Origin of the sequence: Flavobacterium sp. 2755 (assembly GCF_031455715.1) — a bacterium.
Classification (GTDB): Bacteria; Bacteroidota; Bacteroidia; order Flavobacteriales; family Flavobacteriaceae; genus Flavobacterium.
Map to the genome: position 1 here is coordinate 1 of NZ_JAVDTG010000008.1, position 24,784 is coordinate 24,784.

At 31.9% G+C, this 24,784-nt stretch carries 21 protein-coding genes and 1 tRNA gene; 16 read left to right on the forward strand and 6 right to left on the reverse strand.

Going from position 1 to position 24,784, the window contains the following annotated elements:
* Positions 1 to 4: 4 nt before the first annotated feature.
* From J2Y38_RS17665 to J2Y38_RS17675, 3 genes are all read left to right on the forward strand, one after another.
* A tRNA-Leu gene (locus J2Y38_RS17665) sits at positions 5 to 90 on the forward strand.
* Between the two features lie 109 nt (positions 91 to 199).
* Positions 200 to 652, forward strand: a complete 453-nt coding sequence (locus J2Y38_RS17670; protein WP_309845089.1) for a DUF1569 domain-containing protein — start codon at positions 200 to 202, stop codon at positions 650 to 652.
* A gap of 14 nt (positions 653 to 666) precedes the next feature.
* Positions 667 to 1,101: a nuclear transport factor 2 family protein gene (locus J2Y38_RS17675; protein WP_309845092.1), complete on the forward strand. Its 435-nt coding sequence runs from the start codon at positions 667 to 669 to the stop codon at positions 1,099 to 1,101.
* Position 1,102: 1 nt separating this feature from the next.
* Here the strand turns inward: J2Y38_RS17675 and nth are convergent, their stop codons facing one another.
* Together nth and J2Y38_RS17685 are read right to left on the reverse strand one after the other, a co-directional pair.
* Positions 1,103 to 1,753, reverse strand: a complete 651-nt coding sequence (nth, locus tag J2Y38_RS17680; protein WP_309845095.1) for an endonuclease III — start codon at positions 1,751 to 1,753, stop codon at positions 1,103 to 1,105.
* A 46-nt stretch (positions 1,754 to 1,799) separates the two neighbouring features.
* Positions 1,800 to 2,666, reverse strand: a complete 867-nt coding sequence (locus J2Y38_RS17685; RefSeq protein WP_309845097.1) for an alpha/beta hydrolase — start codon at positions 2,664 to 2,666, stop codon at positions 1,800 to 1,802.
* Positions 2,667 to 2,784: 118 nt separating this feature from the next.
* On the opposite strand from J2Y38_RS17685, the gene J2Y38_RS17690 reads away from it, so the two are divergent.
* The 6 genes from J2Y38_RS17690 to J2Y38_RS17715 all read left to right on the forward strand — a co-directional run bounded on the left by J2Y38_RS17690 (position 2,785) and on the right by J2Y38_RS17715 (position 12,415).
* Positions 2,785 to 4,212 (forward strand): glycogen synthase, encoded by a 1,428-nt coding sequence (locus tag J2Y38_RS17690; RefSeq protein ID WP_309845099.1) that lies wholly within the window; start codon positions 2,785 to 2,787, stop codon positions 4,210 to 4,212.
* Positions 4,202 to 5,482, forward strand: coding sequence for a glucose-1-phosphate adenylyltransferase (locus tag J2Y38_RS17695; RefSeq protein ID WP_053474210.1), 1,281 nt, complete (start codon positions 4,202 to 4,204; stop codon positions 5,480 to 5,482). Before J2Y38_RS17690 ends, J2Y38_RS17695 begins: the two co-directional genes overlap by 11 nt.
* 58 nt (positions 5,483 to 5,540) lie before the next feature.
* Positions 5,541 to 7,445, forward strand: a complete 1,905-nt coding sequence (gene glgB / locus J2Y38_RS17700) for a 1,4-alpha-glucan branching protein GlgB (RefSeq protein ID WP_309845102.1) — start codon at positions 5,541 to 5,543, stop codon at positions 7,443 to 7,445.
* A 203-nt stretch (positions 7,446 to 7,648) separates the two neighbouring features.
* On the forward strand, positions 7,649 to 10,048 hold the full coding sequence (locus J2Y38_RS17705) for a glycoside hydrolase family 31 protein (protein WP_309845103.1): 2,400 nt from the start codon (positions 7,649 to 7,651) through the stop codon (positions 10,046 to 10,048).
* An 87-nt stretch (positions 10,049 to 10,135) separates the two neighbouring features.
* On the forward strand, positions 10,136 to 10,948 hold the full coding sequence (locus tag J2Y38_RS17710; protein ID WP_309845106.1) for a M48 family metallopeptidase: 813 nt from the start codon (positions 10,136 to 10,138) through the stop codon (positions 10,946 to 10,948).
* Positions 10,949 to 11,101: 153 nt separating this feature from the next.
* Complete coding sequence (locus J2Y38_RS17715) at positions 11,102 to 12,415, forward strand: MFS transporter (RefSeq protein WP_309845108.1); 1,314 nt, start codon at positions 11,102 to 11,104, stop codon at positions 12,413 to 12,415.
* Between the two features lie 185 nt (positions 12,416 to 12,600).
* Here J2Y38_RS17715 and J2Y38_RS17720 read toward each other — a convergent pair whose 3' ends face one another.
* From J2Y38_RS17720 to J2Y38_RS17735, 4 genes are all read right to left on the reverse strand, one after another.
* The gene (locus J2Y38_RS17720) at positions 12,601 to 13,323 is read right to left on the reverse strand and encodes a head GIN domain-containing protein (RefSeq protein ID WP_309845111.1); all 723 of its coding nucleotides are present in this window, start codon (positions 13,321 to 13,323) and stop codon (positions 12,601 to 12,603) included.
* Positions 13,324 to 13,343: 20 nt separating this feature from the next.
* Positions 13,344 to 14,402: a hypothetical protein gene (locus J2Y38_RS17725; protein ID WP_309845112.1), complete on the reverse strand. Its 1,059-nt coding sequence runs from the start codon at positions 14,400 to 14,402 to the stop codon at positions 13,344 to 13,346.
* Entirely contained in the window at positions 14,386 to 14,922 is a 537-nt protein-coding gene (locus J2Y38_RS17730; RefSeq protein WP_309845115.1) for an anti-sigma factor, read from the reverse strand. Before J2Y38_RS17730 ends, J2Y38_RS17725 begins: the two co-directional genes overlap by 17 nt.
* 91 nt (positions 14,923 to 15,013) lie before the next feature.
* Positions 15,014 to 15,568 (reverse strand): RNA polymerase sigma factor, encoded by a 555-nt coding sequence (locus J2Y38_RS17735; protein WP_053474199.1) that lies wholly within the window; start codon positions 15,566 to 15,568, stop codon positions 15,014 to 15,016.
* Between the two features lie 263 nt (positions 15,569 to 15,831).
* Between J2Y38_RS17735 and lon the strand changes: the two genes are divergently transcribed.
* The 7 genes from lon to J2Y38_RS17770 all read left to right on the forward strand — a co-directional run bounded on the left by lon (position 15,832) and on the right by J2Y38_RS17770 (position 24,495).
* Positions 15,832 to 18,285: an endopeptidase La gene (gene lon, locus J2Y38_RS17740; RefSeq protein ID WP_309845118.1), complete on the forward strand. Its 2,454-nt coding sequence runs from the start codon at positions 15,832 to 15,834 to the stop codon at positions 18,283 to 18,285.
* Between the two features lie 164 nt (positions 18,286 to 18,449).
* Complete coding sequence (gene porQ, locus J2Y38_RS17745; RefSeq protein ID WP_309845121.1) at positions 18,450 to 19,469, forward strand: type IX secretion system protein PorQ; 1,020 nt, start codon at positions 18,450 to 18,452, stop codon at positions 19,467 to 19,469.
* 5 nt (positions 19,470 to 19,474) lie between these two features.
* Positions 19,475 to 20,077, forward strand: coding sequence for a murein L,D-transpeptidase catalytic domain-containing protein (locus tag J2Y38_RS17750; protein WP_309845122.1), 603 nt, complete (start codon positions 19,475 to 19,477; stop codon positions 20,075 to 20,077).
* A gap of 241 nt (positions 20,078 to 20,318) precedes the next feature.
* On the forward strand, positions 20,319 to 21,011 hold the full coding sequence (gene cmk, locus J2Y38_RS17755; RefSeq protein WP_309845124.1) for a (d)CMP kinase: 693 nt from the start codon (positions 20,319 to 20,321) through the stop codon (positions 21,009 to 21,011).
* A 69-nt stretch (positions 21,012 to 21,080) separates the two neighbouring features.
* Positions 21,081 to 22,343, forward strand: coding sequence for a nucleoside permease (locus tag J2Y38_RS17760; protein WP_309845127.1), 1,263 nt, complete (start codon positions 21,081 to 21,083; stop codon positions 22,341 to 22,343).
* Between the two features lie 100 nt (positions 22,344 to 22,443).
* Positions 22,444 to 23,187: a hypothetical protein gene (locus J2Y38_RS17765; RefSeq protein ID WP_309845129.1), complete on the forward strand. Its 744-nt coding sequence runs from the start codon at positions 22,444 to 22,446 to the stop codon at positions 23,185 to 23,187.
* A 57-nt stretch (positions 23,188 to 23,244) separates the two neighbouring features.
* Positions 23,245 to 24,495: a TPR end-of-group domain-containing protein gene (locus J2Y38_RS17770; RefSeq protein WP_309845131.1), complete on the forward strand. Its 1,251-nt coding sequence runs from the start codon at positions 23,245 to 23,247 to the stop codon at positions 24,493 to 24,495.
* The last annotated feature ends 289 nt before the right edge of the window (positions 24,496 to 24,784 follow it).

Sequence of the window (24,784 nt, forward strand, 5' to 3'; positions counted from 1 at the left end):
TAATGCTCGGATGGTGAAATTGGTAGACACGCTGGACTTAAAATCCAGTGAACAGCAATGTTCGTGCGGGTTCAAGTCCCGCTCTGAGTACTAAAAACTTCAATTGGCTTTGCTAATTGAAGTTTTTTTTTGCTATAAAACGTATTTTAGTAGTAAATTTTATACTTTTACTTTAATGTTTTTACCTTATAATTAAACTATGCAAAATATTTTTCAAAGAGAAGACTGTGATCAATTTATAAACCGAATTAATCAGCTTAAAATAGATTCACAACCACTTTGGGGTAAAATGTCTGTTGATCAAATGCTGGCGCATTGTAATGTAACGTATGAAATGGTCTATGATAATATTCATTCTAAGCCAAATGTTTTTATTAGGCTAATTCTCAAATTATTAGCTAAAAATGCAATAGTAAGCGAAAAACCGTATGCAAGAAATATTAGTACAACTCCACAATTTATTATTGCCGGTGATCGTGATTTTGAACTGGAAAAAAACAGATTGATCTCCTATATACTAAAAACACAGGAATTAGGGGAAAGTGAATTTCAGGGAAAAGAATCTCTTTCTTTAGGAAAATTATCTACAAAAGAATGGAATAATATGTTTGCGAAACATTTAGATCATCATTTATCACAGTTTAACGTTTAATTTAAATTTACAATATGAGAGTTTATTTTATTCTATTTTTTCTGCTTTTAGGATTATCATCCAATGCACAGAAGCAAGAAGTTCAAAAAGCTATTGAAATATTCTTTGAAGGATTTCATCAAAAAGATTCGGTGAAAATAAAAACTGTTTGTGCTGATAAAATGATTTTGCAATCTATTAGTGAAAGCTCTGTAAAGGGAAACAAATTATCGAATGAAAGTGCAGATGAATTTTATAAATCTATTGCCACAATTCCGTCTACTATGAAATTTCAGGAGAAAATTTTGAGTTACAATATTCAAATTGATGGAACTATGGCTCATGTTTGGGCACCATATGAGTTTTATTTAAATGATAAATTAAGTCATACTGGTGTAAATACTTTCACATTGTTTAAAGAGAAAGATTCGTGGAAAATTATTTACTTAATTGATACACGTAGAAAATAATCTAATTTTTAAGAACTACATTGTTGTAATACAAACAGATATTGGTTAAAAGGCATTCTTCACATTTAGGTTTTGGCCTGCAGATTTCCCGTCCTAAAAAAGAAATTGCCATCCCAATTTCTGACCATATATTTTTTGGTAAAACTTCCATTAATTCTTTTTCTACTTTATTTCCGTCTTTTGCCTCTTTTATTATACCAATTCTGGGAGCAACTCTTATAACATGTAAATCAGCAATAATTCCTTCTGGCGGTTTATTGGTTTCTCTTAAAATCACATTTGCAGATTTTCTTCCAATGCCTTTTAAGGCTGTCAATTCAGACATTGTTAAAGGAATATCTTTGTCAATTTTAATTGTTTTTGCAATTTCCAATAGCCAGTTGGCTTTGGTTGCATGATTCCGCACTTTGCTTATATATGGAATAAAAGTTTCAAAATCAGTTTTTGATAAACTTGCAAGAGTTGGATATTTATCAAATAAAGCTGGAGCAATGTTATTAATATTAGCATCTGAATCCTGAGCTGATAAAACAACCATTACTAAAAGCTGATAGGTATTTTGATAATCAAGAGGATGTTTTTTGCCTTTATATTTTTTTAAAATTGGTTTTAATTCAGTTTCCCAATCTATTGTTTCTCCAAATAAATCCATTTTTAATTTTCTTTAGTGTTTGATATTGAAATAGTTATATATAAAGTTAATTATTTTTAATGAATTCTAAAGTTTTTTTAATAACAGTTTGATTTCCAAGTATTTTTCTGTGGCCTAATCCATCAGTTAAAAACAATGATCCGTTTTGAAGATTTTCATGAATATGAATTCCTGCTTTTAAAGGAACTTCCGGATCATCGTTATCATGAATTACCAATACAGGAATTTCGATTTTTTGTGCAGCTTTATATGCCGAAAAATCATCCATTTTTAATTGGTATTTATCTTCAAAAAACAGCCTTAATCGATCACTAAATTCTTTTTTTAGCTTCAATTTTAAAATAAAATCATCTAAAATATCCTGTACAATATCTCCGCTTCCAATTATTACAGCGTTATTTACTTGTAAACCATCTTTAATGGCATTTAATACAGACATTCCACCTAATGAATGTCCAATTGCAAATTCAAAAGGGCCAAATTCTTTTTCAATTTCCAGAATGGAAGCTATAAACTCAGACATTATGGTTGTTTTTCCTTCTGATTTTCCATGTGCAGGCGCATCAAAACTTATAGTAGAAAAGCCATTTTGCAAAAGTTCATCGGCTATTTTAAATAATTGGGTCCCTCTGCCTGACCAACCATGAACGAGTAAAACTTTACGCTCACTTTGTCCATATTGATAAGTCACAACATTTTTATTAATTGCTGAAACATGAATAACTTTTTGAACGCTTTTGCTATCCATTTCAAGTTCACGTTTGGGAACCTTATGTTTTATAGGTGTTGTAAAGAGTCGAGCAGCAAATTTAGTTGCCAACTTAGTGGATACAAATGCGCAAATTTTGGCAGATAGTATAATTATCTGTGGAATTTTTAATGATTTAGTAGGATTAATTGCCTTTTTTGCCATTTCAATAAAACTGATTTAGAAGCAGTAGTTTGCCTATTTTTTTGCTAAATTTAAAAAAAGATAAAAATAGCATATTAATGATTGTTTCTTGAAAAATAATCGCAAATTAATTTCTGAAATGGAGATATTTCATATTAGTGCAGAATGTTATCCAATGGCAAAAGTCGGAGGTTTGGCTGATGTAGTTGGTGCTTTACCAAAGTATCAGGAAAATGCAGGACACGATGTTAGAGTTGTTGTCCCGGCTTATGATACAAAATTTAGAAATGAAAATAATTTTGACTGTGTACATTGGGGAACAGTTAAATTAGGAAATTTCAATTTTCCTTTTAGTGTTTTAAAAGAAAGCACAGATAAATTAGGCTACGAATTATATCTCATTGAAATTAATGAATTATTTAATCGTCAGAATGTATATGGGTATGAGGACGATATTGAACGTTTCTTATCTTTTCAAATTGCAGTTTTAGATTGGATTATTGCCCGAAATAAAATTCCGGATATAATTAATTGTCATGATCATCATACCGGATTAATTCCGTTTCTGCTGCAATTTGCTTATAAATATGAAATATTAAAAGACGTTAAAACGGTTATAACAATTCATAATGGCTTGTATCAAGGCTGGTTTGGTTTTGATAAATTGTATTATCTGCCGGAATTCGATTTAAAACATGTTGGGTTTTTAGAGTGGAGCAATTCGATTAATTCATTGGCAGTTGCTGTAAAATGTGCCAATGCTGTTACTACAGTTTCTCCAAGTTATTTAAATGAAATTAATTATAGCGCAAATGGTTTAGAATCTTTGTTTCAATCTGTTAGAAATAAATCTAAAGGAATTTTGAACGGAATTGATATTGAAGTCTGGAATCCGTTAAAAGATCAAATGATTGCGGAGAATTATTCGATAGAAAATTTTGAAATTGGAAAACAGAAAAATAAAGAAAAATTATGCGACCAATTTGATTTAGATCCTTCAAAGCCATTATTTAGTTTTATAGGGCGTTTGTTTGAAGAAAAGGGAGGAGATTTACTACCTCAGGCTTCTGCACTTGCATTATCAGAACATTTTGAAGAGATCAATATTTTAATTCTAGGTTCGGGAAATGCTGAAATTGAATCGCAATTAACCCAATTGCGTAATGATTATAAAGGCAATTACAATGTTTTTATTGGTTATAATGAAGAATTGGCGCATTTGATTTACGCAGGTTCAGATTATATTTTAATGCCTTCAAGAGTAGAGCCTTGCGGTTTAAACCAAATGTATGCAATGCGTTATGGAACAATTCCAATTGTTAGAAGAACCGGAGGTTTAAGAGATACTGTTATTGATTTTGGTGATGATGGAAACGGAATCTGCCATGATCAAGCTTCGGTTGGAGATATTTGTTATTCTATAAATCGTGCAGTTAAATTGTACGATGACAAAATAAATTTTAATACTGTTTTACGAAGAGGAATGTCAGCAGACCATTCCTGGGAAAGTGTTTGCCAAGAATATATCGAGATATACAACCTAATAATTGAGAAAAATGAAATTTAAAAAGAAAAATGTAGTTGCTATTATTTTAGGAGGAGGACAAGGATCACGTTTGTTTCCATTAACAGAAACGAGATCAAAGCCGGCTGTTCCAATTGGAGGAAAATATCGTTTGGTCGATATTCCAATTTCTAATTGTATCAATTCTGATATTTTTAAAATATTTGTTTTGACACAGTTTAACTCCGCATCTTTAAATGCGCATATCAAAAACACTTTCAATTTTAGTATTTTCAGTCAGTCATTTGTTGATATTCTGGCGGCAGAACAAACTCCGGATAATCCAACTTGGTTTCAGGGTACGGCAGATGCTGTTAGACAATGTATGTCGCATTTTTTGAAACACGATTTTGATCACGCTTTAATTCTTTCAGGTGATCAATTGTACCAAATGGATTTTAACGAAATGCTTGAAGCGCACATTGCTGCTGACGCCGAAATCTCGATTGCGACTTTGCCGGTAAATGCTAAAGATGCTCCGGAATTCGGAATTCTTAAAACTGATCATGAAAATAATATTCATGCTTTTATCGAAAAGCCAAACGCTTCATTGTTACCTGAATGGGAATCTGAAGTGAGCGAGCATATGCAGGAAAAAGGTAAAAAATATCTTGCCTCAATGGGGATTTATATTTTTAATAAACCATTGTTAGAAGAATTAATGGCGAATCAGGAAACAAAAGATTTCGGAAAAGAAATCATTCCGCAAGCCGTTGGAAAACATAAAATTCTAAGTTATCAATACGAAGGATATTGGACAGATATCGGAAACATCGAATCCTTTTTTGAAGCTAATATTGGTTTGACGGCCGATATTCCGGAGTTTAATTTATTCGATAATGAAAACAAAATTTTTACAAGACCAAGATTATTACCGCCATCAAAATTTAGAAATTCAATTATCAATCAATCTTTAATTTCTGAAGGCTGTATCATTAATGCAAAAGAAATTAAAAGTTCGGTGATTGGAATTCGTTCAAGAGTAGGCGTAGGAACCGTGTTGGAAAACTGTTATGTTATGGGGAACGATTTTTATCAGGATCTTGACGAAATGAACCATGAAAGCAGTATCAATAAAATTCATGTTGGTATTGGTGAAAATTGTTTTATTAAAAATGCCTTGGTTGATAAAAATGTTCGAATTGGAAATAACGTTCATATCAACGGAGGAAAACATCTGGATAATTTTACCAATGAATTGTATAGCATAAAAGACGGAATTGTTGTGATTAAAAAAGGAGTTACATTATCGGATAACTTTAGAATAGAGTAAATTTTAAAAAAAATCAATAATTAAATTCCAAAAATTTCAATTGCCTTAAAAACCAAATATGACTAAAGTAATCACACATTCTCTATTTACTGATTTTGATATAGATTTATTCAAAGCGGGAAAACACTTCAAATTATATGAAAAATTAGGAGCGCATTTAATTGAAGTTAATGGAGTTAAAGGTGTTTACTTTGCCGTTTGGGCACCTACGGCGCATTCTGTTTCGGTTGTTGGCGATTTTAATTATTGGAATCAGGGAGAACATCTTTTAAATGTTCGCTGGGATTCTTCGGGAATTTGGGAAGGATTTATTCCTGATATTTCAAAAGGAGCTCTTTATAAATATAAAATCCAATCGAATATTGACGACATAATAACTGAAAAAGCAGATCCTTTTGCTTTGTACTGTGAAAAACCGCCACATACTGCTTCTGTAGTCTGGGATTTAGATTATAAATGGAAAGACGAAAACTGGATGCAGAATCGTAAGGAGAAAAACGCTTTAGATAAGCCTTATTCCGTTTACGAAGTGCATTTAGGTTCCTGGAAACGAGCAGATCATAACAGGTTTTTGAGTTATTTAGAATTAGCAGATGATTTGGTTAAATACGTTAAAGAAACTGGTTTTACGCATGTAGAATTTATGCCAATTATGGAATATCCTTATGATCCTTCTTGGGGATATCAATTAACGGGATATTTTGCGCCGACTTCGCGTTTTGGAAAACCACAGGATTTTATGGTTTTGGTGGATAGACTGCATCAGGAAGGAATTGGTGTAATTTTAGACTGGGTTCCATCGCATTTTCCAGACGATGCACATGGTTTAGGTTATTTTGATGGTTCACATTTATACGAACATCCGGATCGCAGAAAAGGATATCATCCGGATTGGAAAAGCTTGGTTTTTAATTATGGAAGAAATGAAGTTCGTGCTTTTTTAATTAGTAACGTTGTGTTTTGGCTTCAAAATTATCATGCTGACGGATTAAGAGTTGATGCTGTAGCTTCAATGTTATATCTTGATTATTCCAGAAAAGAAGGAGAATGGGAAGCTAATATTTTTGGCGGAAGAGAAAATTTAGACAGCATAAGTTTTCTTAAAGAATTTAATGAAGTTATCTATGCTAATTTTGATGGAGTTCAAACTATTGCAGAAGAAAGTACTTCGTTTCCGATGGTTTCAAGACCTACGTTCACGGGCGGTTTAGGTTTCGGAATGAAATGGATGATGGGCTGGATGCACGATACTTTAAAGTATTTTCAAAAAGAAACAGTATATCGAAAATACCATCAAAACGATTTGACCTTTTCGATGACGTATGCTTTTACGGAGAACTTTATGCTTCCGTTTTCTCATGACGAAGTAGTTTACGGCAAAAAGTCTCTTATTTATAAAATGCCGGGCGACGAATGGCAGCGATTTGCCAATTTGAGATTGTTATATGGCTATATGTTTACGCATCCGGGAACTAAATTATTGTTTCAGGGAGCTGAATTTGGTCAAACTGGCGAATGGAATTTCGAACAAAGTTTAGACTGGCATTTATTACAGTTTGATTTTCATTCGGGAATAAAAAAATTAATTACAGATTTAAATCAATTATATAAATCCCGTCCTGCATTATATGAAAAGCAATTTACAGGCGAAGGTTTTGAATGGATAAATTATTCAGATCATCAAAATGCGGTTTTATCTTATATAAGAAAAGGAAATAATGCAGATGAAAATGTAATAGTAGTTTGCAATTTTACGCAAGTGGTACGAGAAAATTACAGAATTGGAATTCCGAAGAAAGGCCAGTTAGAAGAAATTTTTAATAGCGATGCCGTAATTTATGGCGGAGGCGGTGTTGGAAACGGAAAATCATTAAAAATCGAATCAACGCCTTATGACGGAAGGGATTTTTCTGTTGAATTAATTTTACCGCCTTTAAGCGTAACCGTTTATTCTTTCGTTTAAATAAAATCTGACAAATATTTTTAGCGGTGTTGTTTTGTCATTTTATCGTTTTTAAATTATCGAATTGTTGATTTTTTGAACTCTAATTTAAGACTCAGTCAGAAAAAACGTTTTCGTGAATAAACCTTTTATTCATAGCCCTTTACTAACTTTTTTTGTATGTTTGAAATAGAGATTATTGTTATAATTAATTCATTGGCGATATGATTACAAACACATCATTAGAATACAAAGGCGATTTATATCCATCAAAGATTGTTTCGTACGAGCATGAAGGAGATTCTATTTTTTTCAATACAGATAATAAAGTAATCTTAAAAGTCACTGTTCTTAGGGACAGTTTAATTCGATTTCGCTTTACTACAAAAGGATATTTCAGCAATGATTTTTCGTATGCAATTGACAAAAGCCAGCTTCACGGCTATAATTTTCTGGAACTTACAGAAGAAGAAACCTATTTCCAGATCAGAACCAGCAAAGTAAAATGTAAAATTCAAAAGGCAGATCTTCGTGTTTGGATTTACGATTTAAATGATTTTCTGATTTTGGAAGATGAACTTGGTTTTCATTGGGAAGAAAGCTACGAATATGGCGGAAATATTGTAAAAATGAGTAAATCTTCTAAAGACGGCGAATGTTTTTACGGTCTTGGAGATAAAGCAACTCAAATGAATTTAAAAGGCAAAAGAGTAGAAAATTTTGCTACAGATCAATATGCTTATCAAAAAGAACAAGATCCTCTTTATAAAGTAGTTCCGTTTTATATTGGTTTACACAATAAACAATCTTACGGTATTTTCTTTGATAATACCTTTAGAACTTTTTTTGATTTTTGTCAGGAAAGAAGAAATGTAACCAGTTATTGGGCAGAAGGTGGTGAAATGAATTATTATTTTATTTACGGTCCTCAAATGCAGGATGTTGTAACAACTTATACCGATTTAACCGGAAAACCAGAATTACCGCCGCTTTGGGTTTTAGGATATCACCAATGTAAATGGAGTTATTATCCTGAAAGTAAAGTCAAAGAAATCACTTCAAAATTTAGAGAACTTAAAATTCCGTGCGATGCCATTTATCTGGACATTGATTATATGGAAGGTTTTCGATGTTTTACCTGGAATAAAAACTATTTTCCAGATCCAAAAAGAATGGTCGCTGAATTAGCCGAAGACGGCTTTAAAACCGTTGTAATCATCGATCCGGGAATTAAAATCGATAAAGATTATTGGGTTTATAAAGAAGCTTTGGAAAAAGATTATTTCTGCAAAAGAGCTGATGGCCCATATATGAAAGGAAAAGTATGGCCGGGAGAATGTAATTTTCCTGATTATACAAATCCCGCAGTTAGAGAATGGTGGGCTGGTTTATTTAAAGAATTAGTTTCAGAAATAGGAGTAAAAGGAGTTTGGAATGATATGAATGAACCTGCCGTAATGGAGGTTCCAAATAAAACGTTCCCAATGGATGTTCGTCATTTTTACGACGGAAATCCGTGCAGTCATAGAAAAGCACATAATATTTACGGAACTCAAATGGCAAGGGCAACCTATCATGGTGTAAAACGATTTGCTTATCCAAAACGTCCATTTGTCATTACAAGATCGGCATATTCTGGTGCACAGCGTTATACATCTTCCTGGACAGGAGATAACGTCGCAACTTGGGAACATTTATGGATTGCAAATATTCAGGTGCAGAGAATGTCAATTTCAGGAATGGGATTTACAGGTTCTGATATTGGAGGATTTGCAGAACAGCCAACAGGTGAATTATATGCACGCTGGATTCAGTTAGGTGTTTTTCATCCATTTTGCAGAACGCATTCTTCCGGAGATCACGGAAATCAGGAACCTTGGGCTTTTGACGAAGAAGTAATTAATATTACCAGAAAATTTGTCAGCCTTCGCTATCAATTATTACCGTATTTATATACGATGTTTTGGCAGTATATCGAAGAAGGACTTCCAATGTTGAAACCTTTGGTTTATTACGATCAGGAAGATACACAAACGCATTATCGTAATGATGAATTCATCTTTGGAAATCAAATATTAGTATGTCCAATTCTTGAACCTAATGCTGTAGGTAGACGTATGTATATACCAAGAGGTGAATGGTATAACTACTGGACAAATGAACTTTTTGTTGGAGGACGAGAAATCTGGGTTGATACTAAATTTGATGAAATTCCGGTTTTCGTAAAAGCGGGTGCGATCATCCCAAAATATCCGGTGCAGCAATATGTGGGTGAATTAGAATTTGACGAATTAACACTTGATGTTTACTATAAAAATGGTAAAGAACAATCCGGAGTTTATGAAGATGCTCAAGACGGTTACGATTATAAAAAAGGCCGTTACAGCCATTTATCGTTAAGATCAATTGGAAAAGAGAAAGAACTCATAATTCAGCTTCATAAGGAAGGAAAATATGATACACCATACAGCAAGTATAAAATTAATTTAATTGGACTTCCTTTTAAAGTGACTGAAATCGAAATCGACAACGAAAGAATTGAATTTGATAAAATTAGCTTTGAATCAAACAATTTTTTAATTGTTGATAAAGAGTTTAATGAGCTTCATATTATAGGTGAATAAGTGAAATTCTGATAGCGATTGAAATAATTGTGTAAGATTTTGAGTAATTTTAATTGTATTTTTGTGTGTGTTTAAAATTTTAAGATCATGAAAAAACATTTAATTTCAGGCCTTTTTACAGTTGTTTTAGTATGCAGCTGTGCAACGAATCCTATAACTGGAAAGCAAAATTTAAATTTTGTTTCAAATAGTGAATTATTTCCATCATCTTTCCAGCAATACAATCAGTTTTTGACTGAGAATAAAGTAATAACCGGAACAGCCGATGCTAAACGTGTAGAAACGGTTGGATTTAAAATTAAAGCTGCAGCCGAAAAATACTTAGCCTATTTAGGACAATCACAATATCTAAAAGATTATCGCTGGGAATACAAACTTGTTGATAATAAAGAAGTCAACGCCTGGTGTTTACCTGGAGGAAAAATTGTTGTTTATTCAGGAATATTGCCTGTAACACAAAATGAATCTGGTTTAGCAACCGTAATGGGACATGAAGTTTCACACGCATTAGCTAATCATGGAGCGCAAAGAATGTCGGCGGCACAATTACAGCAAATTGGTGGAGCGGCTTTAGGAGCAGCAACAAGCGGAAAATCTGAAGCAACACAGCAAATATTTGCACAGGCTTACGGAATTGGATCTGAAGTAGGAGTAATGCTACCATTTAGCAGAAGTAATGAAAGCGAAGCAGATAAAATAGGTTTAACTTTAATGGCTATTGCCGGATATAATCCAGATGATGCTGTTGCATTCTGGAGCAGAATGTCGGCTAAATCGGGAGGTTCGGGAACACCGGAATTTATGAGCACGCACCCGTCTGATGCAACGAGAATTGCCAATATAAAGTCTTTAATTCCAGAAGCTAAGTCAATTGCACTTAAAGTTGGTGTTATCAAATAAAAAATATTTTAAAAATATTAAAAAGCTATTCTTTCGAGTAGCTTTTTTTATGCTTTAAATTCTTTATAATTTAATAATGCACGAATTCGATAATTTATATTTGATTATCATAAAAATTGGATAAATTCGTAGCGCAATAACAAAACCATTTCTATGAAAAACCTACAAAAAGGAGATAAGAAATTATTAAATGCCTGGGCATTTTATGATTGGGCAAATTCAGTTTATACACTTACCATTGCATCGGCTGTATTTCCAATTTTTTATGATGCACTTTTTCCAAAAGATAATCATTATATTGATGTTTTCGGACTTCACTTAAAAAACTCGGCATTAATTAGTTTTATTACGGCGGCTGCTTTTTTAGTAGTTTCTTTTATTTCACCATTATTATCAGGAATTGCTGATTATGTTGGGAATAAAAAATCTTTCATGAAGTTTTTTTGCTATTTAGGAGCACTTTCCTGTATGGGATTGTATTGGTTTGATCTCGCAAATATTTATGTAGGATTAGCATTTTACTTTCTGGGATTATTAGGATATTGGGGAAGTTTGGTTTTCTACAATTCTTATCTTCCGGATATTGCTTTTGAAGAACAGCAGGATAGAATTAGTGCAAAAGGATATTCTTTGGGATATATAGGAAGCGTTATTTTGCTGATTATCAATTTAGCAATGATTATGAAACCAGAATTGTTTAATATTTCTGGTCCAGAACCTGCAATGAAAGCAATGCGTTATTCTTTTATAATGGTAGGAGTTTGGTGGATTTTATTTAGCCAGTATACGTATTATTATTTACCAAAAGGAAGAAAAGAAACAACTCAAAAATTAACAAAAGATGTTTTTTTTAATGGTTTCAAAGAACTAAAAAAAGTTTGGGCTTTATTGAATGAAAATGTTCCTTTACGTCGATATTTAGGTGGATTTTTTGTTTCAAGTATGGCTGTGCAGACAGTAATGCTGGTTGCAACTTATTTTGGAGCACAGGAAATTCAATGGTCATCAAAAGAAGAAAGTACAATTGGTTTAATTATTTGTATTCTGATAATTCAGCTAGTTGCTGTTGTTGGTGCTGTTTTAACTTCAAGAGCTTCTGAAAAATATGGAAATATTTCGACATTGATTTTTATAAATGCAATTTGGGCAGTTTTCTGTGCGCTGGCTTATTTCATCACATTGCCAATGCATTTTTATGTTATGGCAACTGTTGCAGGATTTGTAATGGGTGGAATTCAGGCTTTGTCACGTTCTACGTATTCAAAATTATTGCCTGAAACAGAAGATACGGCTTCATTTTTTAGCTTTTATGACGTTGCAGAAAAAATAGGAATTGTAATAGGAATGTGTGTTTACGGAATTATTGATCAAATAACAGGGAGTCCGCGCGCGGCAATTGTTATTTTGGCAGTTTTCTTTGTTACTTCTATTTTTCTATTAAGAAGAGTACCAAAAAAGGCAATTTAAAATCCTTTTTAAAATTATATTTAAAAGCCGGACATTGATTTTAAAATCGTTTGTCCGGCTTTTTTATTGTATAAGATTAAGTCTAATTTTTAATGATAAATAAAAGCTCAATAATAAACAAGATGCTGCTGTTCTGTTATTTGATTGATGATAAAGTAAATTTATTATTGAGCTTTTATATAAAATTAGGCTTTAGAAATATTTCCTGATCCCGAAACTTTTACATCACGTTTTTCAGGATTTCCGGTATATTTAATGTTTCCAGAGCCAGAAACCCTTGCGGTTAATTTATCATTGCAGGTAACTTTACTATTTCCTGAACCCGAAACATTTACATCTACATTTTTAGATTTTAAATTTTCGGCATCAATATCTCCGGAGCCAGAAAGTTTTGTGGTGAAATTATCAGCAGTTCCTTTTAAATGTACATTTCCTGAACCGCTTAAACTAAGTTCAAAATCATTAGAATCAATTGCTAAATTAAAGTTTCCTGAGCCTGATAATTTAGCTTGAAGCTTGTCACTTTTAATGATATCTTTTGTTTGAACATTTCCTGATCCTGACATAGCGACATTAGAAATTTTTTCAAACGGGACCGTGATTTCTATAGTTTTACCGCTGCTTGGTCTAATGTTTTTGAATGATTCAATATAAATTTTTAAGGTGTTATCTTCTACTTCAACTTTAACTGATGACAGTAAGTTTTCTTCTCCTTTAATCGTAATCTTTCCTTCTTTTCCGGCAACAAGATTTACATCATAAAAACCCGAAATTTTAATACCGTCATAATCTCCTGTAGTTCTGGTTTCAGTTACAATTTTACCGTTTCCTTTAATTTTATTTTGAGCGTTTGTATTGAAACTCAAAAGAAACACTGTACAAACTAATAATAGAATTGATTTTTTCATAGTCTTGATTTTTTAGATGATTAATTTTTTAATACTGACACACTGCCGTAGTTTGTATTGATGTTGATTTTATTTTGTCCTTTTTTCTTGTAAAAGCCGCTTATTCTTTTCGTATTACTTTTAGTTTCAGAAACCGAAATATCTAAAGCATTGTCAGGTTTAATATTGCTGTATCGGCCAGATATATCAAAATCAAAAGCGTAGTTGGGATCAAAACCAAGTGATACATCTGTATATCCTGAATTTATGCTGATATTTCCAGCTTTTTCAGTAATAGTTTTAACACTGATTTTGCTGTAATTGGTATCAAAATTAAAACTGCTTGAAATTTCTCCAATCGAAATGGTTAAATAATTCCCGGAACCTGATAATGAATTGATTTTCTGAAATTTAAAAGTTCCGTAATTACAGCTGTATTTAATATTTTGGCCATCATTTAAGGTCACATCGGTGTAATTTGCATCAAGGTTAAGATTTCCGGAATCCGTGATTTTTAAGCCCGAATATCTGGCATCAATATTTCCGTTTTTTATATACTCAATGCTTGAATTTTGGCAGTATGCAATTTCAATTCGGTTGCTTGAACCGTTTAATCTTCCTAATATTGTTTTTCCGTATTTACAGCTAATATCCGTTGTCGATTCTAAATTGAGCGTTGTAATGTTTCCATATTTGTTAACTAATTTTACAGAACCATTTTTAGGAATTTTAATAACATAATTAATTTCAAAACTGTTATTGCTTCCTTTGCTTTTAAAAGTCGAGTTTCCAATATTAGTTATTGCAGTTACTAAGCTTTTCAGCGCTGTAATTTCAACGTCAATACTGTTTAATTTTTCATTTACCCAGTTTTCGTTTGTGCCATTAACTTTAATGGTAATGTCAAGGTCAATTTTATCTTCATCCCAGGTCGATACTGTGATGTTTCCATATTTATTATCAATATCAATTCCTGCATTAGAGTTGACGATATAGGTCTTTTTGATACTTTTTTCTTTGGTAATAAAAGTATCATCATTTGAAAATCCTAAAAAAGGAATCAAAAGCAATAAGATTAGTAAATTATAATGTTTTTTCATTAGATGTGTTTTTTAAATTTTCGTTTTCTTCAATTCGCTTCAAAACCGTCTGCAAAAAAGAAATTCTCGTTTGCAGGTTGCTTATCATAGCGTAAATAATTTGCTTGTTTTCTCCGTTTTTTTGAACCTCTTTAATGATTTTTTCATAATCGGCATCAAACACTTTCATTTGTTTTAATGCATCATTTATAATCTGCTCATTTTCCGGCGAATTCTTTTCTTTTAATTTAACTAGCTCATTCTCGATTAAAATACTGAAGATAGAATCGGTACGTTTGGTTTCCTGCGATGCAAATTTGAGTTCCTTTGGTTTTTCATTATTATTGTAAAATAGTGATACACTCAAAAGCACAGCAATAGATGCAGCAATGGCCCAGCCGGCATAATTCTTTTTTCGTGGCTTTTTGTTATTCAATTTGTCTAAAAAATCAATTTGATGATCCGGATTCATTTCATGAATATCCCATTGATTTTCAAACTTGTTAAATAATTGATCTAAATCGTCATTTTCCTTTTTCATATATCCAGATTTTATTTTTTAGAGGTGATATATGGTATCGCCTTTTTATTTATTGGTGTTTGTGTACACAAACTTTTTTTAAGTGGCGATTTCATATCTCCTCTAATTTTTTTCGTAAACTTTCTTTGGCGCGGCTTAAAGTGGTTCTGCAGTTGGCGTAGCTAATATTCAATATTTCGCAGATTTCTTCCTGATCATAGCCTTCAATATAAAAGAGCGTCAAAACCATTCTGTAATTGTCTTTCAGGCCCGAAATGGTATCTAAAACCTGTTTCACTTTAAGCGAATTCAGATCAATACTTTCAGACAATATAGAATCGTTTTCTTCTATTTTAAAAAGCGTTTTGTTCAGGTCTTCCATCTGGAAAGCATTGTTTTTCTTATAAAAATCAATACTATAATTAATGATGATTTTTTTAAGCCACGCACCAAACGCAACTTCCTGTTTGTAATCGTTAATTTTTGTAAAAGCTTTCAAAAAACCTTCCTGCATGACGTCCTGTGCAAAATGCTCGTCTTTTACAATTCTGTAAGCCACGTTGTACATAGCTTTACAATAACGATTGTAAACTTCGAATTGGGCCTTTTGATTGTTGTTTTTACAAAGTGCGATTAATTCTTCGATATTTTGATTTGTTATACTCAAGTAATGGTTGCTAGTTTTTTATAATGACTTTGCTTTTTTTAATATGTTACAGTTTTTATAAAATTAATTTTATTTTTTTTAGAAATAAATGAAATTAGGCACTAAAACTAAATTTCAGCCGTCACTATTTTGCATTTGGCATAATGATTGTCTATTTTTATGGCCTATCTTGTAAATGAAACACTTAATAGATTCTACAACTTTTAAGACTGTATTTACAAATAGTATTAAACTTTTAATGACAAAAAGACTTATATATTATTATGTCAAATCATAAAATACTCACTATTGACAATCTGTCACTTCAAGAATTTGATTCAGAAGCAGAATTAATTCCATTATTAACTCCAGAGGACGAAGAGGAAATGAACAATGAAGAACTTCCTGTTTCTCTGCCAATTTTACCTTTACGAAATACAGTTTTATTCCCGGGAGTTGTAATTCCAATTTCTGCAGGACGAGATAAATCAATCAAATTAATTAATGATGCCAATGCAGGCGGAAAAATCATTGGAGTTGTTTCTCAAATTAATGAAGAAGACGAAGATCCGTCAAAAGACGATATTCATAAAATAGGAACTGTTGCACGTATTTTACGTGTTTTAAAAATGCCTGACGGAAATGTAACCGTTATTTTACAAGGAAAAAAACGTTTTGAAATTGACGAAGTTGTTTCAGAAGATCCTTATATGACAGCTACTATTAAAGAAGTGTCAGAAGAACGTCCTGATGAAAATGACAGTGAATTTACAGCTATTTTAGATTCTGTAAAAGAACTGGCAATTCAAATCATTAAAGAAAGCCCAAACATTCCATCTGAAGCTACATTTGCTATTAAAAACATTGAAAGCCAGTCGTTTTTAATCAATTTTGTTTCTTCAAATATGAATTTATCTGTAAAAGAAAAACAAGGTCTTTTGTCGATAAATGGTTTAAAAGAGCGTGCTTTAGAAACTTTACGTTATATGAATGTAGAGCTTCAAAAATTAGAATTGAAGAATGACATTCAGTCAAAAGTTCGTTTTGATTTAGATCAGCAGCAGCGTGAATATTTCCTTCATCAGCAAATGAAAACCATTCAGGAAGAATTGGGAGGCGTTTCGCAGGAAGAAGAAATGGACGAAATGGGAATAAAAGCGAAAACCAAAAAATGGGACGAAAAAACGCAGAAACATTTCGAAAAAGAATTATCTAAAATGCGCAGAATGAATCCGCAGTCGCCAGATTTTGGAATTCAGCGTAATTATTTAGAGTTGTTTTTAGAATTGCCTTGGGGCGAATATTCTAAAGATAAATTTGATTTAAAATTTGCTCAAAAAATACTAGATAAAGATCACTTTGGTCTTGATGAAGTGAAGAAAAGAATGATTGAACATTTGGCAGTTTTAAAATTGCGAAATGACATGAAATCACCAATTATATGTTTAACAGGGCCTCCGGGAGTTGGTAAAACTTCTATTGGGCGTTCTGTAGCCGAAGCTTTAGGACGTGAATATGTACGTATTTCGTTAGGCGGATTACGTGATGAAGCAGAAATTCGCGGACACAGAAAAACGTATATAGGAGCAATGCCGGGACGTATCATTCAAAGTTTAAAAAAAGCAGGAACTTCAAATCCGGTTTTTATTTTAGATGAGATTGATAAATTATCAAACGGAAACAGCGGCGATCCATCTTCTGCATTATTAGAAGTTTTAGATCCTGAGCAAAACAGTGCTTTTTATGATAATTTCCTAGAAATGGGATTTGATTTATCTAAAGTAATGTTTATTGCGACTTCAAACAATATGGCTACAATTCAGCCTGCTTTACGTGACAGAATGGAAGTTATCAAAATGTCAGGTTACACAATTGAAGAAAAGGTAGAAATTGCAAAAAGACACCTTTTTCCAAAACAATTAGAAGCACACGGATTAACTGCCAAAGATTTGACTATTGGAAAAAAACAATTAGAAAAAATTGTTGAAGGATATACAAGAGAATCTGGAGTTCGTAATTTAGAAACTAAAATTGCTCAGGTAATTCGTAATGCTGCAAAAGCCGTTGCGATGGAAGAGGAGTACAACAAAAAAGTTACTGACGAAGATATCGTAAAAGTTTTAGGTGTTCCGAGATTAGAGCGCGATAAATACGAAAACAATGATGTTGCCGGAGTTGTTACAGGTTTAGCCTGGACAAGTGTTGGAGGAGATATTTTATTTATAGAATCATTAATTTCCGAAGGAAAAGGTTCTTTAACCATTACCGGAAACCTTGGAAATGTAATGAAAGAATCGGCTACAATTGCTTTAGAATACATTAAAGCAAATGCTAAAAAGTTAGGTTTAGGAATTGAATTATTCCAAAAATATAACATTCACCTGCACGTTCCGGAAGGTGCAACGCCAAAAGACGGACCAAGCGCAGGTATTGCAATGCTTACTTCTTTAGTTTCATTATTGACTCAAAAGAAGGTTAAGAAAAGCCTTGCCATGACTGGAGAAATCACTTTACGTGGAAAAGTATTGCCTGTTGGCGGAATCAAAGAAAAAATCCTTGCTGCAAAAAGAGCAGGAATTAAAGAAATTATTCTTTGTCACGAAAACAAAAGCGATATTGACGAAATTAAAGCTGAATATTTAGAAGGCCTTTCTTTTCATTATGTAAAAGAAATGAGCGAAGTTCTGGCTTTAGCTTTAACAGATCAAAATGTAAAGAATGCTAAAACGTTGAAATAAACTTCAATTTTAAGCTTCAATATTTAAATTCCAAATTCCAATTTTACTATTGGAGTTTGGATTTTTTTTATTGGAATTTATTTAAGCTATAATTTTATTTTTGGCGTTATATAATTTTATATTTGTATTTGCGTTATTCCCATATAGGAACGCCACAAAAACAAATGCCAAAACACTATGTTTTATTTTTAATGTTACTACTTTGTTCGGTTTCGTTCGGGCAGGTTGGAGGGCGTTACACCTATCAATTTCTAAATTTAACAGCATCTCCGCGTCAGGCAGCGCTGGGTGGAAAAGTGATTACGATATATGACGAAGATGTTAACCAGGCTATGTCCAATCCAGCCGTTTTAAACGCAGATATGGACAACCATTTAGCCTTGAATTATGGAAATTATTACGGAGAAGCTTCTTATGGGAGTGCTTCCTATGCTTATACTTATGACCGCCACGTGCAGACTTTCTATGCCGGAGTTAATTATATAAACTACGGATCTTTTGAAGGATACGACGAAAACGGTCAGGCTACATCAGATTTTACAGGAAATGAAGGTGCATTGTCATTTGGATATGCTTATAATGTTCCTTTTACGGATCTTCATATTGGAGCTAGTGCGAAGTTGATAACTTCAACATTAGAAAGTTATAATTCGATTGGAGGTGCAGTAGATATAGGTTTATTATATATTGATGAAAAAAATGATTTAAATTATGCGCTCGTATTTCGTAATATAGGTACACAATTTAGAACATATTCAGGAATACAGGAAAATTTACCGTTTGAAATTACTGCCGGAATTTCGCAGGAATTAGAACATGTTCCTATTCGCTGGCATCTTACTTTAGAGAATTTACAGCAATGGAATATTTCTTTTTCGAATCCCGTTCGCGGAGAAACCAATATTGATGGTTCAACAACAAATGAGAAGGTTTCCTTTGTGAATAATGCTTTGAGGCATGTTCTTTTTGGTATTGAACTCTTTCCTAAAAAAGCAGTGAACCTGCGTTTAGGTTATAATTTTAGAAGAGGAGAAGAATTACGTGTAGAAGAACAACGTAATTTTTCAGGAATTTCATTAGGTTTTGGATTAAAGATGAATAAGTTAAAGTTTAACTATTCGTACTCTAGATATACATTGGCAGGAAATACAAGTCTTTTTGGTTTAATTCTAAATCTCCAATAATTTATATGAAATTATTCAGTTTATTTTTGTTTATGACTGTAGGTGTTTTTACTGGATCAAAACACTACTTCAAAGAAGAAGCTTCTATTACCAGTGTCGAAATCGAAAGAATTAACAACAGGGTAGATGAAATTAGAGACATGATGAAAATCGATCATAAATACAATACTAAAATTGCATTTTTGGTTGATATGAAAGTACCCTCAGGAAAAAATCGTTTTTTTGTTTACGATTTAGAGAAAAATCAAATTATTGATCAAGGTCTTGTAGCGCACGGCTCTGGCTCTGAAACGGGTATTAACGGAATGCTTAAATTTAGTAATGAACCTAACTCAAACTGCACAGCACTTGGCAGATATGCAATAGGCAAAAATTACAAAGGCATTTTCGGGAAAGCCTATAGATTAATGGGTTTAGATGAAACTAATGATAATGCTTTAAAAAGAGCGATTGTATTACACTCTTATTCTGCAGTTCCTGCCGAAGAACAAAACTATTACATCAGCCGCAGTAAAGGATGTCCAATGGTTAGCGAACAATTTTTTAAACGTATAGAAAAGATAATTGATAGTTCTAAGTCGAATATTCTTTTAGATATTTATTATTAAAAATATTATTTAGAAGTATCTCAACAATACACTATTATTTCAGAAAGCAGCATAACTTTCTGCAATAATAGTTTTTTTTTGGACAAATAACAGAAATTGAAAACGTTACAATTTGATTTTGTTATTGCTGTTTGAAACATTCAATTTACACAGAAAGATGTTACATTTGCAGTTATATTTTTTGACTGTTTGATAGTCACATATCGTATTATTTAGAGAATAAAAATTAAAACATAAAAAATTGAAAAAAATTACAATTGCTATCGACGGGTTTTCATCAACAGGGAAAAGTACTTTGGCAAAACAATTGGCAAAAGAACTTGAATATGTATATGTGGATACAGGAGCAATGTATCGCGCCGTGGCGTATTTTGCCATGCAGAATAAGTTGATTGGAGCTGATTTTTTTGATAAAGAAACTCTGATTCAGGCGTTACCGAATATTCAGTTAGAGTTTAGATTTAATGCTGATTTAGGTTTTGCCGAAATGTATTTGAATGGTGAAAACGTTGAAAAACAAATTAGAACTATTGAGGTTTCTAATTTTGTGAGCAAAGTAGCCGAAATTTCTGAAGTGCGTGCTAAATTAGTGGAGCAACAGCAGGAAATGGGAACAAATAAAGCGATTGTAATGGACGGCAGAGATATTGGAACTGTAGTTTTTCCAAATGCCGAACTTAAAATATTTATGACTGCCAGCGCGGAAACCCGTGCGCAAAGACGTTTTGACGAATTACAGCAAAAAGGTGATAATGTCTCTTATGAAGATGTTTTAAAGAATGTCATGGAGAGAGATTATATAGATACACACCGCGAAGATTCTCCGCTTGTAATTGCAGATGATGCTATTGAGATCGATAATTCTTACTTAAATAAAGAAGAACAATTTGCTGCTGTTTTAGAATTAGTAAATGATGTTGTTAAAATAGATTAATTTTTTGTAGATATTATTTTAAATGGTAGTTTTACGACTTCATTTTTACTAAAAAGACAATTTCATTATATGGGAATTAAATTAAGACTGACTATTATGAATTTTCTCCAATTTTTTGTTTGGGGAGTTTGGTTGATTTCATTAGGTGGTTACATGGGACAGGTTTTTGGCCCAATTGAAGGTGGTAGTGTTGGTTTATCAATAGGAAGGACTTATGGCTCTATGGGGTGGGCAAGTTTGTTCATGCCGGCTTTACTTGGTATCATTGCAGATAAATATTTCAGTGCACAAAAAGTTTTGGGAGTTTCGCATATAATTGCCGGGATTGCCATTTTTTTTGCAACTAAAGCAAATAATTCCCAAGAAATGTATTGGGTTATTTTTGCAACCAGCTGTTTTTATATGCCAACTATCGCTTTAAATAATTCTGTTAGTTATGCTGTTTTGAATAAATTTAAATTTGATGTTCAAAAAGCATTTACACCAATTCGTGTTTGGGGTACAGTAGGTTTTATAATTGCAATGTGGATTACTGATTTGACGGATTGGAAATCAAATACAAATCAGTTTATTTTTGCTTCAGTTGCTATGATTGTTACTGGTTTGTTTTCGTTTACAATGCCGGATGTTCCAGCTGAAAATAAAAACGTAAATCAATCTTTGTCAAGTAAATTTGGATTAGATAGTTTTGTATTATTTAAGCAAAAAAAGATGGCAGTTTTCTTTGTTTTTGCAATGTTATTAGGTGCAGCATTACAAGTTACAAATATGTTTGGTGATACATTTATTAGAAGTTTTGGTTCTAATCCTGAATATCACGGTACATTTGGAGTAGAACATTCTGTCTTTATAATTTCATTATCTCAAATTTCAGAAACCCTTTTCATTTTAACTATTCCATTTTTTCTAAAAAGATTTGGTATAAAACAAGTAATGGTATTTAGCATGATTGCCTGGGTTTTACGTTTTGCATTGTTTGGAATTGGAAATCCTGGATCGGGAGTAATTTTCTTAATTTTATCTATGATTGTATACGGAATGGCTTTTGATTTCTTTAATATTTCGGGCTCTTTATTTGTTGAAAGAGAAACGGATAGTAAAATTAGATCAAGTGCTCAAGGATTATTTATGTTAATGACAAATGGAATTGGTGCTATATTAGGTGGTGAGTTTGCAGGAAGAACAGTTAGATATTTTACTACAGGTAATGTAGTTCACTGGACTAACGTTTGGTTTTCATTTGCGGGATATGCATTTGTTATTTTGATTTTATTTGTATTCTTATTTAAGTATAAGCATGACCCAAAAGAAATGGAGAATTTGAGTCATTAATAATTTCTTTTAAAAAATATTTAAATCCTATTTTCAGTTTTGGAAATAGGATTTTTTTTATCACAAATTTTTTAAATATTTTAGTGTTTTAATCTGTCATATGAATAATCAAAAAAGAGACCTTCCTCCATTTAGTCCAGTAACTTCAAGTCCGTCAAAAATCTTAAATTATGGTTTTGGATTACTATTGTTGATTTCTTTTCTATTGGTTTTAGGAGCCTTCTTTGTACTTCTGTTTTTTCTTCCTTTAGAACAAAATTTGATTTTTATATGCTTTTTATTAACTCTTCCTATTACACTTCAGATAGTTTATTTAAAGAAAACAATGAAGTATACCACCACGGTTATTGATAATCAAGGAATTCATTATGTAAATAAATTTAATGATAAAGTTGAAAAAATAATAACGTGGGATAGTTTTGAAAAAATTGACGAATTTAAAGGAACGATAAAAGAAATTAGTGCTTCATCTGATTCTGATCTTTTAAATTATGATGTTTTCGCAAAGATGGTTGGGAGCGGCAAATATAGTCACGAAACATTTTTTTGGTTTGTTTCAATAAATGGGAATGTAGAAGTTCATAAAGAATTATTTTCCGGAAATCATATTTTTAGTATGTTTTATACTAATCGATTAGAATTAGTTAGAGGTTTGTTATTAGGATTGTCACATTTTAGACCTGACATAAAAATTCATCCAAAAGCCTATAACATGTATTATATAAATCCAGGTAGTTTTGTTATTGAATATGAAAAAAGAAAAGAGGATATTAATTCAGCTCTTTTCATAGGCTCTCTTGTAGTTGTAATTACTGTATTTATATTACTTTTTGTTTTCTTTTAAAAATATTGCTATTGAAATAAAAACAATAACTTAGTAGTCATTTTTAAGACTTTAACGATGCCGAAACTAAAATTATTTGTTTTGCTTTTAATTGGGACTTTTGGGTTTTCTCAAACCAAAGCATTGTATGAGAAAAGTGTAGAAGCTTATAAAAGCAAAGATTATATTCAGTTTTTAAAATTGACCAAACAATTGGACAGTATTAGGCCGGCACATCCCACCTTTACTTATAATTTGGCATCGGCTTATGCTTTGAATGGCAAAAAATACGAAACTTTGTTAGTTTTAAAAAGAATGATTCTGGCAAATAATACAGTTCCTTTTGAAGACGATTCTGATTTTGAATCTATTAAAAATGATAATGGTTTTAAGGAATTATTAAAGTTAAAAATTTCTCAATCTAAAGCAATTAAAAATTCAGTTGAAAAACTAAGCCTTTCAGAAAAAGATCTTCATCCGGAAGGATTATTTTATTTAGAGAAACAAAAGCTTTGGCTGTCATCAAGTATTCGGAATAAAAAGATTGTTTCTTTTGATGCGTCTGGTAAATGCTCTGATTGGTTTACAGATTGTTTGTATTCGGTTTTTGCTTTAAAAGCAGATGATGATCAAAAATATCTTTGGGCTGCTTGTTCTGCAATTCCTGAAATGAATGGTTTTAGAAAAGAACTGGATGGAAAAAGTGAGATTTTAAAAATTGATATTTCCTCTAAAAAACTGATTAAGCGATATACAATTGAAGGTAATCATGTTTTTGGAGATATTGCTGTGGAGAAAAATAATGATGTTTTTATATCAGATAGTGCTGAACCGATTATTTATAAAATTGAAAATGATAATTTGATTTTATGGAAGGATTTAAGAAATGAAGCTTTTAATCTGCAGGGAATTACATTTAATAAAAACGAGTCAAAATTGTTTATTGCGGATTATTTAAAAGGAATTTGTGTAGTTGATATAAAAACGAAAAAAGAACTTTGGCTGGAATTTCCGAATGAAGTTTCTAAAAAAGGAATTGACGGATTACTTTATTATAAAAATTCACTAATAGCAATTGAAAATGGAGTAGTACCCATTAGAATTATGAGTTACAAATTAAATGATTCTGAAACTAAAATAACTGATTTTATAATTTTAGATAATAATAGGGAAGAGTTTAATGAACCTGCTTTAGCGGCTTTAGTTCATGATAAATTATATTTCTTTGCTAATTCACCTTGGAAATTTTATGATAAAAACTTTCAACTTGACGAGAATAAGTTCGAAAATCCTAAGTTGTTTGAACTTGATTTAGAAAAATCTTTGTAAAAATTTTAAACTTTGACAAAGATAATCATATATAGTAAACCGACAGGTTTTAAAAACCTGTTGTGTTTCTTATTGTGAAAACGATTGTCAGGCTGAGCGAAGTCGAAGCCCATCGTTACTTATAAAGGCTTCGACTTCGCTCAGTCTGACAAAAAGGTCTTAAAAGTTGCTAAACGTCTAGTTTAGCCCCGATAGAGCGGTTATCCTTTTTCTGGCTCCTTTAGACAGAAAAAGATAAGAGCGAAAGCGGGACTTTAGGTCTTGAAAAGCTTAAAATGTTCTGCTCCTG